The sequence below is a fragment of the Halocynthiibacter styelae genome (genome assembly GCF_016123485.1).
Taxonomy (GTDB): domain Bacteria; phylum Pseudomonadota; class Alphaproteobacteria; order Rhodobacterales; family Rhodobacteraceae; genus Halocynthiibacter; species Halocynthiibacter styelae.
Genome location: NZ_JADCKQ010000002.1, coordinates 350105 through 366574, shown reverse-complemented (window position 1 = coordinate 366574; position 16470 = coordinate 350105). Strand labels below are relative to the sequence as shown.

Sequence of the window (16470 nt, the reverse complement as noted above, 5' to 3'; positions counted from 1 at the left end):
GTGTTTGGTTACAGGTCAAGGGCTGCCAAAGCAGCGTTTTCAAAGGAAATCCGGTCTTGTTCCGGAAGGGATTTCAGGGTGACGCGCTGGATCGACTGCCAGCTTCGGGAAGATCCATTGAGCCAGCTCCAGACGGCTTCACCAACGCTGGCCGTCTGCTGACCGTCAGCGGAAACAAAGCTGACAGCGACAGTCCAGATCTGCCCGTCCGGGCTCGTTGCCTCATACACAGAGGTTGGAAGCGGGTCATATGTGGTGCCCTGAAATTTCACACTAAATCCCATGCCCAACAGACAGGCCTCGGGTGAGTGAAGGTGGCGTAAAGGCGAAGTTGTGCGCACAACATTTATCCCCATCGGGCCGTATTGCACCTTCTGGGCGTGCCCGCCGTAAGCCGTGAAATACTGCTGTTCTGTAGGGCTCAGGGCAATGGGGTTAGCCCGTGCACCAAGCAATTGCATCGGCAGGCGCGCGGGGGATACAGGCGCAGACAAATCCATGGGGCGCTTGGGGGCGTTTACAATTGCAAGGGCGGCCAGCAATGCCATCACAGTTACCGGTACCCGCAGTGCTTTTGGAAGGTTTGTGACCGGTTTTCTGATCTGGGGCAGGGGTTTTGTTTGCGGACGATAGAACATCAGAACAGGCGCAGCCGTGAACACCAGCGTGAACAATCCGATTGCACTGTGAAGCATGGGTTCCATCGTGTCGACACCAAGCCCAAGCCCCCCCGCCAACAGGCTGATCCGCAAGGCATTCCCAATGATGCTCAGCCCGACAATGATCACACCCCCCAATATCGCCCGCATGAAATATGGACGGTAAATGATGTTCAGAAACGTCCAGAGGCTGACCAGCAACAACAGTCCCGTGGCGCCTGAACAGGGCAGGTCCACCATCACATCAACACCGTTCAATTGCAGCCGGACACCTTCACAGATCAGATCTGCAAACACCGGAGACATCATCTGGCAGGCAATCTCTGCTGAGATCATCTGTAGGGGAAACCCCGCAACCCGCTGCAAAATCGGTGCCAGAGGCAGAGCAAACAGAAAGAAAATCGCCATCCATTCCGGCGAAAGCGCAATCTTGCGACTTTCGAGCCGCAATACCGCAGCAATCGCGAAGACATCCAGAGACAAGGCAAGTGCGCTTAGTATGTTGATGGCCAGGAATTGACCCGCCAGCCGAATGACCGCAGCGACCAGAAACAGCATGAACACGCGCCCGGCAACAGATGTGCCTCTGGCAGGGCCGCTTTTTACCGACAGTCCAATCAGTCCCAAAAGCACGATACAATACACTGCACCGTAAGATTGATAAGACGGATCACGCCAGCTTGTGACAAGCCAACGCAGGGGCTCAAAGGCCAACATCACTGATGCAGTGGTCAGGCCAATCCAGAGAAATTTATCATGTGTCTGTTCCATATCACCTGATCGCAAAACAAAGTGCAGAGGATCAGTGCAGGTTGTGCAGAATTTGTGCAGAGCAGCCGATATTGAATAAAAAAGCCCGCCAAAACAAATCAGTGTTTTGGCGGACTTAGTTTCAGCAGAATAACAGAAAAATGGTTAAATTAACTTTTGATATTGTGTTTTACTTCTTTGCTGGGTTTGCGGCAGCGCGCTGGGCACGTGCTGCATGGCTGTCTTTTTCCACTTTTCCCTCAATTTGTTTCGCGCTGGCAGCTTGAATACGAGCAGCTGCGGATTTGGTCATTGGGCTGGTTCTTTTGGTCATTTTATACCTTCTCTGAATTATCATGCGGCGTAATATGCCGCAGGGTTACCGATTTCGGGAACGATCCGATGCCTGGTTGACCTGTTTGGTTTCATCCAGGCGGGGTTGTATGGCGCGTTCCCTACGGCGTTTTCCCATGAAGATGTGCAGACGACCTGAGTAAGATGTGCAGATTTTGTGCAAATCTTACTTAGCCCGGCCTGGTTGAATGCACTGCAAGGCGGTGAACAGCACTATGGCGCCCGGCGAGAAATACGCTTTAATCACGGCCAAAATAATCAACAAAAGAAGCTCGTTTCTCTGCGGCAGGATCAGGCCAGAACTGCCCGTTTGAGGTCCACAGAGTTTGCCCCTCATACAACTGTCTTCCGTCGTGCCCAGAGGGTTCTATCAGTTTCACATTCAGAGTTTCCTGAGAAAAAGTATAGTTCCATGTTTCGATCAGGCCGGGGCCACGGCTTTTAAGCCGTTGCGATATCTATTGAACTCTGTCTGTTCCAACGTGAAATGCAAATACAACAAGCGGCACGGTTCCCGCAGCTTGCCGTTAAAGCTTTCGATAAAGACGTTCTGCTGTAGCTTGCCCCTGCGCCACAGTCGTGGGGGCGAATTTTGCAAAAATTCTGGGCTGCCGTCAGATTTCGAATAGTTCTCTCAGGCGGGACAGGCGTTGCATGGCGTTATACTGCCAGCCCGGCTGATAATTCTGGCGAAAAGTACTCCCGCCTGTCAGTTCCAGAAACGGGCGTTCCTGCAAAGCCGCAAAATGGTCCCCGGACCCATCCAGGGCATGGCTTTTGTAAAGGTTCAGCCAGGTCAGGTTTTCGATCTCTGTCACTGGAAGAAGGGTTTCGATCTGTGTCTTACCAATATCAAGGCGTTCCAGCGAAGGAAGCGTTGTAAGCGGCGAAATGTCAGAAACCCAGGTGTCATGAAGATAAATCAGTTTCAGATTGGGCAATCCCTCCAGGGGGCTGAGGTCAGAAACCCGCGTCATATTCACATCAAGCTGTTCAAGCGTTGTGTTTCCTTCCAACCCGGACAGATCGCTCAGATTGGTGTCGCGCGCACTCAGATATCTGAGGTTGGGAACGTCACCGATATTCGGAGGCAGTTTGCGCAGTTCAGTCAGACCGTCCAGGGTAACGCTGTTGGCTTGGGCAGAAATGACATCTGCAACCCGCTGTTCTGCGACCACAAGTTGCTGGTTCGCGGTTCTCAGAAGTTTGTACTGCCAGGCGCCTGATGTGACTGAGGCAACAATCAGGAATAATAGAAATTTCTTCATAGGGTGTGTGGGTACCCAGCGAATGCGGCCAATTTGTGACTGCGCATGTGATGCCGACAGGAGGCGCTTCGCAGCCTTCAGGTTTTCCGCAGCGGGGTTCTTTGTAACAATATCACCGACAGCGCCGACTGTTCCCGGCAAGTTCCTCTCAAAGACGGGTTTTCCGTCGAATCAAATGAGGAGACTGATCATGTCTGCACATACGCAAACCGCCGCGGCCCGGAACTGGTCGCCGCCTTATTTCCTCGCTGCGCTGGGCGCGGGCGGGTTGTCTGTGACGTTCTTCATGTATCTCATGTTCTGGGTGCCCCATCCCGGCCAGCCGGTGCCGGTGTTTGAGGATCTGATGTCTTTCTTCGCCACATCCGGCGCGGCGGGCAAGTTTACCGTTGTCTTTGCTATGGCCGGAATCGCGGCGATGACTGCGCTGCATATCTCGCTGATGGTGTTTAACCTGCGTCAGCTGGCAGCCTTTAAGAAATCCACCGCTTACACCGCACTGATGGGCACCAATGCCGAAACACAGCTGCTGGCCGCCCCCCTGGCTGCGGCCATGACGATCAACGCAGGCTTCATCGCCGGTCTGGTCTTTGTGCCGGGATTGTGGGGCATCGTGGAATATCTTTTCCCGCTGGCGCTGATCGCCTTTGTCCTGGTCGGGATCTGGTCTTTCAGACTGCTGGGCGCATTTCTGGCCCGCGTCTTCTCTGAGGGCGGCTTCAACCACAAAGCCAACAATTCCTTCGCGCAGATCCTCGCTTCTTTCACCCTGTCCATGGTGGCCGTCGGCATGGCCGCACCTGCCGCAATGTCTGAAACCCCATGGATCGTGGCCACATCCCTGACCCTGTCCAGCTTCATGATGATGACCACAGTGATCGTCGCCGCTGTCGCCCTGGTTCTGGCCGTGCGTTCGATCCTGGAACATGGCATCGCGGAGGAGGCCGCACCGACCCTGATGGTCATCGTGCCCCTGCTGACCGTCATCGGGATTGCCCTGCTGCGCATTGATCACGGGTTGCATACCACCTTTGACGTGCATGCGGCCAAAGGCGCGACCTTCCTGATGCTGACCCGCATCCTCGCGGTGCAGATCCTCTTTCTGATGCTGGGCATGGCGGTGCTGAAACGCATCAGCTACAGCGCAAAATTCATGACATCCGAAGGCAAACGCTCCGCCGCTTCCTACGCCCTGGTCTGCCCCGGTGTTGCGCTGTCTGTGATGCTGCATTTCTGGGTGAACAAAGGGCTGGTTGCTAACGGTTTGATCGAGAAATTCTCAACCGCTTACTGGATCGCCAACACACCGGCCCTGATCGCACAATTCGCGATGATTGCGCTGGTTGTGAAATTGCATCGCCTGCATTTCGCCAAAGGATCCATGACAGGCGCGGCAATGCCCGCCGAATAAACCCCGAGATTTCTGTGTCCCAACTGGCTGGCGGGCACAGAAATGCCGTCGCGACGGCGCCCCGGTTCGCATCAGCGGGCCGGGGTTTTATTTGGGGGTTATCTGACCGCGTTGAAAGTAAACAGTTTCTGCCCGTCGATTTCATAGCCATCAATCAGTTCCGCCGCGCGATCTGACACCAGCCAGGCTTCAAGCCGCGCCGCTGTCATCGCCTGCACATGGTCATGCAGTTCGGGGCTGACCTTCAGATAGGCGTATTGATTGAACAGCGCTTCATCGCCCTCAAAAATCACCATCAGCCCGTCTTTATTGCCAAAATTCAGCCAGCTCGCGCGATCCGTCAGAATATACGCACCCATGCCTGCCGCCGTGTTCAGGGCCGCGCCCATGCCGGAACCGGTCGCACGATACCAGTCTGCATTCACCGGGTTCATGCCCGCCGTGTCCCAGAGGTTCAGCTCGCGTTTATGCGTTCCGCTGTCATCCCCGCGCGACACAAAAGGCGCAGTGCCACCAGATATAGCCCAGAGCGCGTCCCGAATGCTCGTCGCCTGACCAGCCTGTGCCGGATCGGCCAGCGGCCCCACCAGAATGAAATCATTATACATGATTTCGCGTCGGGCGGTGCTGTATCCGGCCTCAACAAAGGCTTCTTCCGCGGCACGCGAATGCACAAGGATTGCATCGACATCTCCGGCTTCGCCCAGGCGCAGGGCCTGACCGGTGCCAACCACCAGCAGCTGCACTTCAATGCCAGTATCTTCCGTCAAAGCGGGCAAAAGAATATCCGACAGGCCCGAGTTGTGAAAAGACGTCGTGACCGCCAGTTTCATGTCATCCGCAAATGCAGGTGCCGCCAGAAAAACGGCGGCGAGAGAAGCAAAAATGCTACGCTTCATTCCAGAATGTCTCCGTTAAGGAAGGCCCGTGCTTCGGGCGTTGTCGCACTGGTAAAAAACACATCGGCCGGGCTGTGTTCAATAAGCCGGCCGCGATTCATGAACAACATATCCCGCGCCAGGCGTTTTGCCTGACCAATGCTATGCGTGCTCATAATGATGCCTGTGCCACGCCCCGCAGCCGCCTGCAACAGGGTTTCGATTTCGCGTGTTGATGCCCCATCCAGATTGGCGCAGGGTTCATCCAGAAACAGCACCTGCGGGTCGCGGATCAGGGCGCGCGCAAGCGCTAGTTTCTGCTTTTCACCACCAGACAGCCGCGTCGCCCGCTGTCCTTCCTGGCCCGCCAGCCCAATCATCGCACAGGCGTCTTCCGCACGTTTCCGGGCCGCAGCCTTCGCAACACCCGTCAGACGCAGGGGATACATCAGGTTCTCCAACACAGACCGCCGCATGATCACCGGGGTCTGAAACACAAAACTTTGTGCAGCCCGCGCCGTTTCTTCATCCGCAGCCCAGGTCACGGTGCCGCCGGACAGCCGTTCAATCCCGTGCATCATGCGCAACAGCGTGGTCTTACCCGCCCCATTTGGTCCCATCAGAATGGTCACGCCGTCGCCCGTCAGGTCCAGATCAACCGGCCCGGCCAGCATCTTGCCGCGCCGTTTCACAAAGGCCCTATCCAGGCGCAGAGGCAGAATAGATGTCACCATCGTCCCGCCCTTTCTGTGCCCGTCAGCCAGTGGATCGCCAGGTTCACCGTCACCGCCAGCCCGATCAGAACCATGCCAAGACCAAGCGCCATGGCAAAATCACCCTTCCCGGTTTCCAGCGCAATCGCGGTCGTCAGAACGCGGGTCGCATTGTCAATATTGCCGCCCACCACCATGATCGCGCCGACCTCGCCAATCGCGCGACCAAAGCCCGCAAGCGCGGCGGTCAACAGCGTGCGTCGTCCGTCCCACAGCAGCGTCCGGACGCGCTGAAAAATGCTGGTGTTCAAGGAAATCAACAGATCGTGATATTCGCTCCACAATTCCCGCAGCGCCTGATGGGTGATCGACGCAATCAGCGGCGTGATGATGATCACCTGGGCGATCACCATCGCCGTGGGCGTGAACAGAAGGTTCAGCACCCCAAACGGGCCACTGCGCGACAGCATCAGATAAACGATCAGCCCCACCACCACCGGCGGCAGACCCATCAGGGAATTGAGCAGGGCAATCACAAAGCGTCGGGCCCAAAAACGCCGCAGCACCAGAAGCGCGCCCAGAGGCATGGCAATCACACAGGCAATCAGCAGGGCCGTCAGCGTGACACGCAAAGACCGCAGCGTGATCTCCCAGAGATCCGCATCAAAGCTGATCAACAGCCAGGCCGCCGCCCGCAATCCTTCCCAGATGTCACTCATGAATCATCGCGCCCTTTCGCACTCAGGCTGCTTTAGCCTGAAACAGGCGGGCCGCGAAAGCAACAAGGCGACGGTCCTGTGATGATTGCGTCGCTATGCACTACCCTTTGTCTGGAGACGTTTATCTTTCAGTTGAGAATATTTTCATAGCCGGCGAGTCTGAGTGATGATAATGATCAACCATACTCAGGGTGGCTCCTTACGGTTGTCTGACATCGTGCTCGTTAACCGGACGCAAATTTAGAAAGCACGCGTGATGCAAAATCTTCATCAAAAATACCCTTATGCGATCTGCTATCCTTTAAATAATCGTGCGGTAGGTACCTCTCAGGACGTTCTTGCGTTCTTCTCTGCGATTGAACTGTGTTCGGAAGATGCAAAGACGGAATTTCCCATTATTTCAAAATTTTACCGTTACCCTACTGTTGGCGCTGAAATTCTCGAATTGTTCCAGGAAGTAAAGCTGCTGAAACAATGTCTGGGCGACATAAAAGCAAATGCAGAGATCCTGCAGAAAATAGGGGTGGATCTGTCACATACTGGGCTGAATATAAAATCTGTGCATTTAGCCCAGGCATTCGAAAAAATCCTTCGTATTTTGACAGAAAATGCACCCGAGATGGCCAGGCTGGATATCGAAGAATTTGGTTCGGATATTCTGAACACACAATCTGTCCTGATCTGCCCCGCAGAACCACTGGTCATTGAGGGGATGTTTAACCAACTTCCGCTTTCGGTTTTTGATGAATGTGACCCGCCGATGTGGTTCCGTGATGAGATATTCGACGAGCGTTGGTATATCGGTAAAATTTAATTTTGAGGATCAGGTACGGGCCGCTGGATATCGCGCCCGGAAAGTTAACGGATTTTTACTCCCCCGTTCCTCGCGTATGCATAAGATGTGCATAGAAAATGCATATGTTGTGCATGCCATATTCACTCGAATTCCCTTGTTTCAAACGCTCACAGCCCTGTGTGCATGCGTGAACAGACCTCACGGTTCTGTGTCTTGAAGGTGATCTGAAGCACCCCCAAATCAATCACATCGGAAGCACAAAGACTTCCTCCAAAATTCGAAACACCCAGACCCTTGAAAGGTTAACGCTATGAAAACTGTAATCGCATCCATCCTCGCCCTGACTGTTGCTGCTCCTGCTTTTGCTGGTGCCAAAGATGTTGAAGCTCACTTCGCCCAGGACAACACCGGTATTGAAAGTGTTGTTGTTGAACGCTCAAGCCCCGTCACTGCAGAAGCTGTTGAAATCTTTGCAGACCTGGCGGCTGAAGCCGGCACTGGCATCGAGACACAAGCCAACCCATCTGTCGGCGCTACCCTGTCCTCCAAAGGTGGTGTGAACCCGGTAGCAGCCGCATGGTTCGCAGGCCAGCTGGCATCCGAGAATGCATCTGACCGGTAAGGTTAAAAGTTAATAACACGCTGCAAATGAAACCCCGGGGCCATGCTTCGGGGTTTTAGCTTGCCAACATCCGCAAGCCCTGGGTTGCATCTGCCCGTACGGCCAAACGCAGGCCAGGCTCATCCCCCGCCCGCAGCGCCGCAATAATCAACCGGTGATTTGCCGGCGGCTCCGCCCGTCTCAACCGCCCATAAAGCGCCCGCATCGTCGGCCCCATCTGCAGCCAGACAGTTTCTGTCATGGCCAGCATTGCAGGCGCATGTGCCCGTAAATAAAGGGTTCTGTGGAATTCAAGGTTGGTGCGGATATAGGCCACGGCATCCTGTTTTACGACGGCTTCTGCGACGGAAGAATTGATCATCTGCAGCCGGTCAATCAATGCCATATGCGCCCGGGGCAGGGCGCGTGATGCCAGTTCAGGTTCCAGCAATGCCCGCAAAGCCGCCAGTTCTTCGATCCTGTCATTGGACAGCGTGGGTGTGGAAAAGCGCCCGGACGCCGAAACAGTTAACGCCCCTTCCGCAGACAGCCTGCGCAAAGCTTCCCGGGCGGGTGTCATGGATACATTCCACTTTGCCGCAAGACCGCGCACGGTCAATGCTTCGCCCGGACCAAGTTCACCATGCATGATTTGTGTACGCAGGTTGCGATACAGCAGATCATGGGTCGCGGAATGTGTGTCAGAGGTTTTGACGGTGCTTTGCATATCAGACTGTGATCACAAAAGATGTGTCCGGGTCAAGGGATGTTCAGAATTGCCAGGCGTGCAGTTGATTGCCACTTTCACGCAGCCAGGCACGGGGGGCTTCATAACCTGGGCAAATCTGATCAACCAGTTTCCAGAAGGCAGCGGAGTGGTTCATTTCACGCAGATGGGCAACTTCATGGGCAGCAACGTAATCCAGCACTTCGGGTGGGGCCATGATCAGACGCCATGAATACATGAGCTTCCCCTGGGATGAACAGGACCCCCAGCGAGACCGTGTGTCACGCAGCTGAATGGCGCTGTAATCGGTGCCAAGAGCTGCGGCATAATGATCAGAGGCCGCAATAAGGCGGTCGCGGGCCAGAAGTTTCAGGAGTGCGGCAAGCTTCTTTGCTGCGGTCTCTGCCGCGCCAGGCGTCACAAATTGGCCGTCCGTCAGTTTCGCAACCCGCCCTTTGCCAGCCACGACCGGATACAGTTCCCCCTGATACAGCAGATGCCCCCCGATAACCGGTGTCTGCAGGTCAGGTTGCGTCGCCAGCTGCTTTCGGATCCAGGGGGCCTTTTCTTCGGCAAAGGCACGGGCCTCAGCTTCCTTCAGACGTTTGGGGACAGACAGGGTCACCCGCCCATCGAGGCGCGACACACGCAGAGTCATCCGCCGGGCGCGGGCATTGCGTTTCAGGTCAATCGTAACAGGGGGATCACCGGGCAGGATCATGTGCCCATGCTCCGGAAGAATTCGGCCAGCAGGCGTGCGGTTTCTTCTGGTTCTTCTTCCGGCAGGAAGTGACCGCAGGGCAGGGGCGCGCCGCGCACATTTTGTGCCACGTCTTCCCAGGCGTTGATCACGTCATATAACTTTGCGACCAATCCTTTTGCCCCCCAGAGCGCCAGCAAAGGCTGTTGTAGCTTGCCGCCGACTGCGCGGCCATCATGTTGCAGATCAATTGTAGCGGATGCGCGGTAATCTTCGCAGCTGGCGGCAATCATTTCAGGGGTAAAGCAGCGTTCATACTCTGCCAGGGCTTCCGGGGTGAAAGCCGCATCATTGCCCTTGCTCCAGGCGTGCAGTTTGCTTTTCAGATAAAAGGCAGGATCTGCGCCGATCAGTTTTTCGGGCAGGGGCACGGGCTGGATCAGGAAGAACCAGTGATAATAGCCGCTGGCAAATTCCATATTGGTGTTGTTGTACATATGTGCGGTTGGGGCGATATCCAGAACCGCCAGTGCGCGCACAGCATCCGGATAATCCCGCGCCATGCGATGGGCCACACGTGCACCGCGATCGTGACCTGCGAGAAAGAAGCTTTCATGACCCAGCTGACGCATCAGGGCGATCTGATCTTCGCCCATGGTACGTTTGGAATAGGGGCTGTGATTTGAATCACTGTCAGGTTTGTCAGAATCGCCATAGCCACGCAGATCTGCCAGAACCACATGAAACCCGGCAGCCACCAGTTGCGGTGCGACTTTGTGCCAGCAAGTATGGGTCTGCGGATAGCCGTGCAAAAGCAACACCGCCGGACCTTCACCGGCTGTTCGTACACGCAGGCTGACACCTGTGGAAACTTCGATGGCCTGATCGGTGAAGCCTGCAAACATTACATTCGTCTTTTTGTTGATTTCTGCCAGTTTACAGGGTCGACGGATAGCCTACAACCTGGACAACGCGCCAAACCGCTGCAAATTTGCAAGCTTTACGTAAAAGCCTTTGACCTTTATCCTCGCTTGTGGCAGTTCATCGCGACTCTCTTAAGCAGACTCGCAGAGCGAAGGGAAAATTGATGCCCAAAGAAGAATGGGGTGTAAAACGTCTTTGTCCGACCACCGGGAAGCGTTTTTACGATCTGAACAAAAATCCGCCCGTCAGTCCTTATACTGGCGAAGCCGTTAATATCGATACCTCTGGTAAAACCCGCAGCCTGTCTGCGGATAAAGCAGAGACAAAAGAAGAAGATCTGGTCGATGACGCAGATGTTGTTCTTGAAGATGATGAAGACGTAAGCACCGATGTAGATCTGGGTGATGACGTGCTGGACGATGAAGATGACAGCAATGTTTCCCTGGATGAGATTGCTGACGTTCCATCTGACGACGAAGAAAACTGATTATAATACCGGTCCTTGTGGCCGGTAGAAAAAAATCTGAAAAAAATGCGTCGGGGCAGCGAAATCCGCTTGAACTGCCCGGACGAACCTTCTAGATACCGGCACACAGATTCAGATCTGATTTCCAGTATCTGAAGATGGGGCCTTAGCTCAGCTGGGAGAGCGCCTGCATGGCATGCAGGAGGTCAGCGGTTCGATCCCGCTAGGCTCCACCAAACATCACATATGTGTCATTGGAGCATAAGAGTGCAATTTTGAGCATAACTTTGCAAGTTACGTGTCAATTCTGTAAATCTGCCACAACGCCCCTCTTTTTAAATAGTGAAAACGCACATAGCCTTTAAGCCAGACACGTTTGACGTGTTAGATGTTCATTTGGCTGTGAGGTTTGATCCATGTTATTCGGATCTATATCTAAGTCTCCGTTTGAAGAAATTTCCTGCCTTGAGCTACAGCACAAACAGCTGCTGGCCGCTGGCGTGCCTCCTGATTTGATATTTTCAGCCTCCCTTCGAAAGAAAACCGATACCCGAAGCAGTTTGCGTAATTGTCTCAAGGTCATGCGTCCTCAGAGTACATTGATCATTTTGACGCTGGATCGCTTAGGAGATCGCCCACTTGATGTTATCCAACTCGGTGATTTCTTCCCGCGTCGCTAGGCCGGTCTGAACGTTCTATCTGGCATTGGATCCGACCTTGATCGCACGTCGGACTCTGGTCGTAAAGCACTTGAGATTTGGGCGCTTCTGTCCGATTTTCAAAAGAGATGTCATAGCGATAAGATATTAAGAGGACTTGCTGCAACGCGTGCGCGCGGGATCACTGGCGGTCCACGTTTCAAGCTGTCTAAGAAACAGGTCATACGGACCCAAAAGGTTGTGGCCAGTGGAGAAATTACGATCAAACAGCTTTGCCTAGAACTTGGAATTGGAACTGTAACGCTGTATAGATACGTCGACCCATATGGCAATTTACGCGAATATGGTCGGCGCATACTAACTGAATAAGTCGTGCGAGCAAAATTTGACGAAAATTCACTATCACATCAGGTGCTTAGGAAAGTTCATGCCTACGAGGAGCTTGCCAATAGGCGACGTTGTTCTCGGCCCAAACCTGCCGTCCAGCTGTGAAGCCCAATGCCGCAGTTGCAGTCCGCTTTGCAGACATTCGTCGTTCACAGGCCGACCCGTGATGAGAATTCGTCGGATTGATCAAAGAACTGTTGCTTCAAGACAAAGGCTGCGGAGGCATTCCCCACAGCCTTCAGTTTTCTTGTCGTTGGTAATTCGACGGAGTTGTCAGCGCGCTGGCTAGCATAAGCTTTGAGCATCATTTCCGTGTACTCAACAGTGCTGAAAGTATGCTCGCCCAATCCTGGCCAAGCGAAAGGCAATTCCCGAAAATACATTTCCTGCTCAACTCTGATACCGAGAAGGGTAGCCACTGCCAGTGCGGACACTGGTTCTTTACGCTCTGGCCAGAGGTCTTCATCAAAGGTGATCCGGACTTCACTGCCCTCATGAACATTGATATCTGCAAATAGGGCACCCAAGCGCGCTTCTTATTAGGAGCGTTATTTTTTCGGCATCGATCGCGAACTTCAGCCGCGTGTCTGCAAAGTCAATCACCAGGTCAGTCTCCCTTGAATGTCTTTATCCGCAAGTGTTTTGAAACTAGCGTCCCCATTTTTAAGCGACCAAGAACTTTCATGGATATCGAGGGGGGAGGCGTCACAATTCGGACAATGCCAAAGGCTCTTCGCAACCTGTTTGCCCGTCATCGATATCTCGCAGTGCAGGCAGTACCATTTATCCGCGTCAACACCGCTTATCGGATGGCGAACAAGACCGTCCTTGTCTGGCTTGGTAGATCGTCTTGACCAATCTGATGCGATACCAGCGCGAACCTGATCCGCACGTTTGAGTGCATTTTGTAGTGCCTGAGACTGAAATCTCGCTTCGTAAACAGGAGCTTCACTTGCGATCTGCTTCGCGATCTCAAGACGAGGTGCTTTGTTTGGTGCCTCTGGCCAGCGAGGCTTGTGTGGGGGCGAGACGTATCAGTACAAGTGGCCGGTGGCATTGGCACGGGCAAGAATGTTATGAGGAACACCCGACAGGTCACGTGTGGTCACATTTGATCAGGCACAATGTGTAATACATGTGAGATTGCCCGCAGCGCTTTTGCGCTACGGGCTGCGCTTTTCAGACGCTCAGACGCTCAGACAGCAGTATTTGATTTCGAGGTAGTCTTCGATCCCGTATTTAGACCCTTCACGCCCCTGACCGCTTTCTTTGACGCCACCAAAAGGGGCGACCTCGGTTGAGATCAGGCCGGTGTTTACACCCACCATGCCGTATTCCAGGCCTTCCATCACCTGCCATGTGCGTTTCAGGTCGTTGCTGTAGAAATAGGATGCAAGGCCGAATTCGGTGTCATTGGCTGCCGCCAGAGCCTCTTGCGTGGTGGAAAATCGGAAGACAGGGGCAAGCGGGCCGAAGGTTTCTTCTTTCGCGACAGCCATGTCAGAGGTCACGCCTGAGATCAGGGTTGGCTGGAAGAACGTGCCGCCAAGATCGTGGGCGTTGCCCCCGGTTGCGATGGTTGCACCTTTCGAGGTCGCATCTTCGATATGTTCCCGCACTTTCGCCACGGCAGAGGGCGTGATCAGCGGACCGATCGCCACGCCATCATCCGACCCATTTCCAACCTGCAAGGCGGATACGGCAACAGAAAGCTTTTCAACAAAGGCGTCATAAACCCCGTCCTGCACGTAAATGCGGTTGGAACACACACAGGTCTGGCCCGCATTGCGGAACTTGGAAATCATCGCGCCTTCCACGGCGGCATCGAGATCCGCATCATCAAAGACGATAAATGGTGCATTCCCGCCCAGTTCCAGCGACAGTTTCTTCACCTGCGCAGCCCCTTGCTGCATCAGGATCTTGCCCACACGCGTTGAACCGGTGAAGCTGATCTTGCGCATCACAGGGCTTTCACAGAACGCTTTGCCGACGCCAACACTGTCGGTCGACGGCAGTACCGAAAACACACCGGCAGGCACGCCGGCCTCGTGCGCCAGAACGGCCATCGCAAGGGCGGACAGCGGCGTTTCACTGGCGGGACGCACGACCATGGCACAGCCAGCAGCCAGCGCTGGTGCGGCCTTGCGGGTGATCATGGCGTTGGGGAAATTCCAGGGGGTAATCGCGCCGACAACACCAATGGGTTGTTTCAGCACCAGAATACGTTTGTCGCGCTGATGGCCGGGGATCGTGTCGCCGTAAACGCGTTTCGCTTCTTCTGCGAACCACTCAATAAAGCTGGCACCATACATGATCTCGCCCTTGGCTTCCGCCAGAGGTTTGCCCATCTCAGCCGTCAGGATCGCCGCCAGATCATTGGCGTGTTCCACCATCAGTTCAAACCAGCGGTGCAGGATGCCAGCGCGTTCTTTGCCAGTGCGCGCGGCCCATTCCTTTTGCGCAACTTCGGCTGCATCAATCGCGCCATTCACATCAGCAATCGTGCAATCCGTGATCTGGGCCAGAACGGCACCTGTGGCGGGGTTCTGCACGTCAAAACGGGTGTCGGATGAAATCCAGGCGCCATTAATATAGGCGCTTTCAGTCAGCAGGTCTTTGCGGGTCAGGTTTAACATGAGGTGTCTCCGGTCATTAAAAAACGGGCGGGAAGTACCCCGCCCGTTTTGTTTTATTTCAACAGGTTAGCCGTGCAGGTCACGACTGTAGGCCGTGCCATCGGGGGCGGTGCCGCCTTTGGCGCTGTCCTCAATGTGGACCGCAGATGAATCCTCCATCAGGGATTTGATCACGCCCCAGGCCATCAGAACCACCAACACCGAGATCGGCAAAGCGGCTGCGATAGCGGCGGTTTGCAGTGCGGACAGGCCACCGGCCATCAGCAGAACTGCCGCGACCAAACCTTGTGCGCCACCCCAGATAATCCGGTGGATTTTGGGAGGGTTCGCGTTGCCCATAGACAGGATCGTGGTCACAACCAATGTGCCTGAATCGGAACTGGTGATGAACCAGGTCGCCAGCAGGAAGGTCGCAAGCGCGGATACGATCCAAGACAGAACACCGCTTTCGGTCAAACGATCAATCGTGCCATACAGCGTGCCGCCAAGGTTCCAGTTGTTCACCTGGTCAATCAGACCTGCCGTGCCAACACCATCAACCGCGTTCATCTCAAGATACAGCGCGTTGCCACTGAAAATCGAAATCCAGATGAAAGCCATGGTGGTTGGAACAAACATCGCGCCCAGCATGAATTCACGGATGGTACGGCCTTTTGAGATGCGCGCAACGAACATGCCCACGAACGGTGCCCAAGACAGCCACCAACCCCAATAGAACAGCGTCCAGCCGCCCTGCCATTTCACGTCACCTGCTTCAGATGCCGTCCAGAAACCCATGGACCAAAGCGTGGTCGCATAGTCACCCATCGCGTTCAGGAAGAACCCGATCAGCCATTGTGTCGGACCCGCAAACAGGAAGAACAGAACCAGCAAGATGGACAGAATGATGTTCCATTCAGACAAGATCCGAATGCCTTTGCCGATGCCGGATACCGCAGACATGGTCGCAACGATTGAGATCACGATCACCAGGCCAACCTTCAGCGTGGTGCTTGTGCCGGTGCCGAACAGCACGTTCAGACCCTCAGCCATCTGGGTCACACCCAGACCAAGCGATGTCGCGATACCAAACACGGTGCCAAAGACCGCCAGCAGATCAACCGCGTGACCAGCCGGACCATAGATCTTGTCACCCAGGATCGGGTAAAGCGCAGAACGGAATGTCAGGGGTAGTTTCTTGCGGAAGGCAAAATAACCCAGTGCCAGACCGGTCATCGTGTAGATCGCCCAGCCATGCAAACCCCAGTGGAAGTTCGTGGTGCGCACCGCATCCACCGCACGTTCCATGTTCATTTCCGTGTGACCGGCTGCATCTGCAAACGGGTTGTTCGGATAGCCCCAGGCAGCTGAATTATCGAAATAAAACAGCGGCTCCGCAATGCCAAAGAACAGAATGCCGATGGACACACCAGCAGAGAACAGCATCGCAAACCATGAGAAGTTTGAAAACTCAGGCCGTGAATCATCGTCGCCCAGGCGGATCGATCCAAAGCGGCTGAACATCAAAAACAGGCAGACGAAGAACAGGATTACGACGGAACTGATATAATACCAGCTCAGCGCGCCCTCTACCCCGGACCGGATCCCGCCATAAAGTTTGCCCGCATATTCTACGTTCAGAATTGTGAACAGCACAAAGACGGCGATCATTGCTTTTGATGCAATGCTCATCCCGTTGTGCAGCCCCTTGAACAACCCTGTATCAGAGACCAGATGATCCCCTCCTGAGGGTTTATTTTCCTGTGTCATGACGCGTTTCCTCCCATCATTAAGTTCAGGACTTCCGTAGGGTGTCGCGAAACGACACCCGGTGAATTACTTT

16 protein-coding genes and 1 tRNA gene are annotated in these 16470 nt (G+C 54.5%); 5 read left to right on the top strand and 12 right to left on the bottom strand.

Annotation, left to right across the window (positions count from 1 at the left end; all coding sequences use genetic code 11):
• Positions 1 to 8 precede the first annotated feature (8 nt).
• From xrtT to H1D41_RS04015, 3 genes are all read right to left on the bottom strand, one after another.
• Positions 9 to 1430: an exosortase T gene (gene xrtT / locus H1D41_RS04020; RefSeq protein WP_228847697.1), complete on the bottom strand. Its 1422-nt coding sequence runs from the start codon at positions 1428 to 1430 to the stop codon at positions 9 to 11.
• A gap of 169 nt (positions 1431 to 1599) precedes the next feature.
• Entirely contained in the window at positions 1600 to 1722 is a 123-nt protein-coding gene (locus H1D41_RS18285) for a hypothetical protein (RefSeq protein ID WP_267473580.1), read from the bottom strand.
• 655 nt (positions 1723 to 2377) lie between these two features.
• Entirely contained in the window at positions 2378 to 3031 is a 654-nt protein-coding gene (locus H1D41_RS04015; RefSeq protein WP_228847696.1) for a leucine-rich repeat domain-containing protein, read from the bottom strand.
• Positions 3032 to 3221: 190 nt separating this feature from the next.
• Here H1D41_RS04015 and H1D41_RS04010 point away from each other — a divergent pair, with 190 nt between their 5' ends.
• Positions 3222 to 4442, top strand: coding sequence for a TsoY family (seleno)protein (locus H1D41_RS04010; RefSeq protein WP_228847695.1), 1221 nt, complete (start codon positions 3222 to 3224; stop codon positions 4440 to 4442).
• A 98-nt stretch (positions 4443 to 4540) separates the two neighbouring features.
• Here the strand turns inward: H1D41_RS04010 and H1D41_RS04005 are convergent, their stop codons facing one another.
• From H1D41_RS04005 to H1D41_RS03995, 3 genes are read right to left on the bottom strand one after another with little or no spacing between them, the layout of a single operon-like run.
• Positions 4541 to 5341, bottom strand: coding sequence for a substrate-binding domain-containing protein (locus H1D41_RS04005; protein ID WP_228847694.1), 801 nt, complete (start codon positions 5339 to 5341; stop codon positions 4541 to 4543).
• Positions 5338 to 6054, bottom strand: a complete 717-nt coding sequence (locus H1D41_RS04000; protein WP_228847693.1) for an ATP-binding cassette domain-containing protein — start codon at positions 6052 to 6054, stop codon at positions 5338 to 5340. The genes H1D41_RS04005 and H1D41_RS04000 overlap by 4 nt, the downstream gene beginning before the upstream one ends.
• Positions 6048 to 6752 carry an ABC transporter permease gene (locus tag H1D41_RS03995; protein WP_228847692.1) on the bottom strand — a complete coding sequence of 235 codons (705 nt, stop codon included), beginning with the start codon at positions 6750 to 6752 and terminating at the stop codon, positions 6048 to 6050. The genes H1D41_RS04000 and H1D41_RS03995 overlap by 7 nt, the downstream gene beginning before the upstream one ends.
• Before the next feature lie 256 nt (positions 6753 to 7008).
• Here H1D41_RS03995 and H1D41_RS03990 point away from each other — a divergent pair, with 256 nt between their 5' ends.
• Positions 7009 to 7566, top strand: coding sequence for a hypothetical protein (locus H1D41_RS03990; RefSeq protein WP_228847691.1), 558 nt, complete (start codon positions 7009 to 7011; stop codon positions 7564 to 7566).
• A 292-nt stretch (positions 7567 to 7858) separates the two neighbouring features.
• A complete protein-coding gene (locus H1D41_RS03985) occupies positions 7859 to 8170 on the top strand; it encodes a hypothetical protein (RefSeq protein WP_228847690.1) in 312 nt (103 codons plus the stop codon).
• Positions 8171 to 8225: 55 nt separating this feature from the next.
• Here H1D41_RS03985 and H1D41_RS03980 read toward each other — a convergent pair whose 3' ends face one another.
• Genes H1D41_RS03980 through H1D41_RS03970 form a run of 3 tightly spaced genes read right to left on the bottom strand, consistent with a single transcriptional unit; the run spans position 8226 to position 10481 of the window.
• Positions 8226 to 8876 (bottom strand): GntR family transcriptional regulator, encoded by a 651-nt coding sequence (locus H1D41_RS03980; RefSeq protein ID WP_107495770.1) that lies wholly within the window; start codon positions 8874 to 8876, stop codon positions 8226 to 8228.
• 43 nt (positions 8877 to 8919) lie between these two features.
• Positions 8920 to 9597, bottom strand: a complete 678-nt coding sequence (locus tag H1D41_RS03975) for a M48 family metallopeptidase (protein WP_228847689.1) — start codon at positions 9595 to 9597, stop codon at positions 8920 to 8922.
• Positions 9594 to 10481 (bottom strand): alpha/beta fold hydrolase, encoded by an 888-nt coding sequence (locus tag H1D41_RS03970; RefSeq protein WP_228847688.1) that lies wholly within the window; start codon positions 10479 to 10481, stop codon positions 9594 to 9596. The genes H1D41_RS03975 and H1D41_RS03970 overlap by 4 nt, the downstream gene beginning before the upstream one ends.
• Positions 10482 to 10663: 182 nt before the next feature.
• Here H1D41_RS03970 and H1D41_RS03965 point away from each other — a divergent pair, with 182 nt between their 5' ends.
• Positions 10664 to 10987, top strand: a complete 324-nt coding sequence (locus tag H1D41_RS03965) for a TIGR02300 family protein (protein ID WP_107495767.1) — start codon at positions 10664 to 10666, stop codon at positions 10985 to 10987.
• Positions 10988 to 11126: 139 nt separating this feature from the next.
• Positions 11127 to 11202 (top strand) — tRNA-Ala (locus tag H1D41_RS03960).
• 959 nt (positions 11203 to 12161) lie between these two features.
• Here the strand turns inward: H1D41_RS03960 and H1D41_RS03955 are convergent.
• The 3 genes from H1D41_RS03955 to H1D41_RS03945 form a co-directional block, all read right to left on the bottom strand.
• Positions 12162 to 12539, bottom strand: a complete 378-nt coding sequence (locus H1D41_RS03955; protein WP_228847687.1) for a hypothetical protein — start codon at positions 12537 to 12539, stop codon at positions 12162 to 12164.
• A 660-nt stretch (positions 12540 to 13199) separates the two neighbouring features.
• Entirely contained in the window at positions 13200 to 14648 is a 1449-nt protein-coding gene (locus H1D41_RS03950; RefSeq protein WP_228847686.1) for an NAD-dependent succinate-semialdehyde dehydrogenase, read from the bottom strand.
• Positions 14649 to 14714: 66 nt separating this feature from the next.
• Complete coding sequence (locus H1D41_RS03945; RefSeq protein WP_228847685.1) at positions 14715 to 16397, bottom strand: BCCT family transporter; 1683 nt, start codon at positions 16395 to 16397, stop codon at positions 14715 to 14717.
• Positions 16398 to 16470 lie beyond the last annotated feature (73 nt).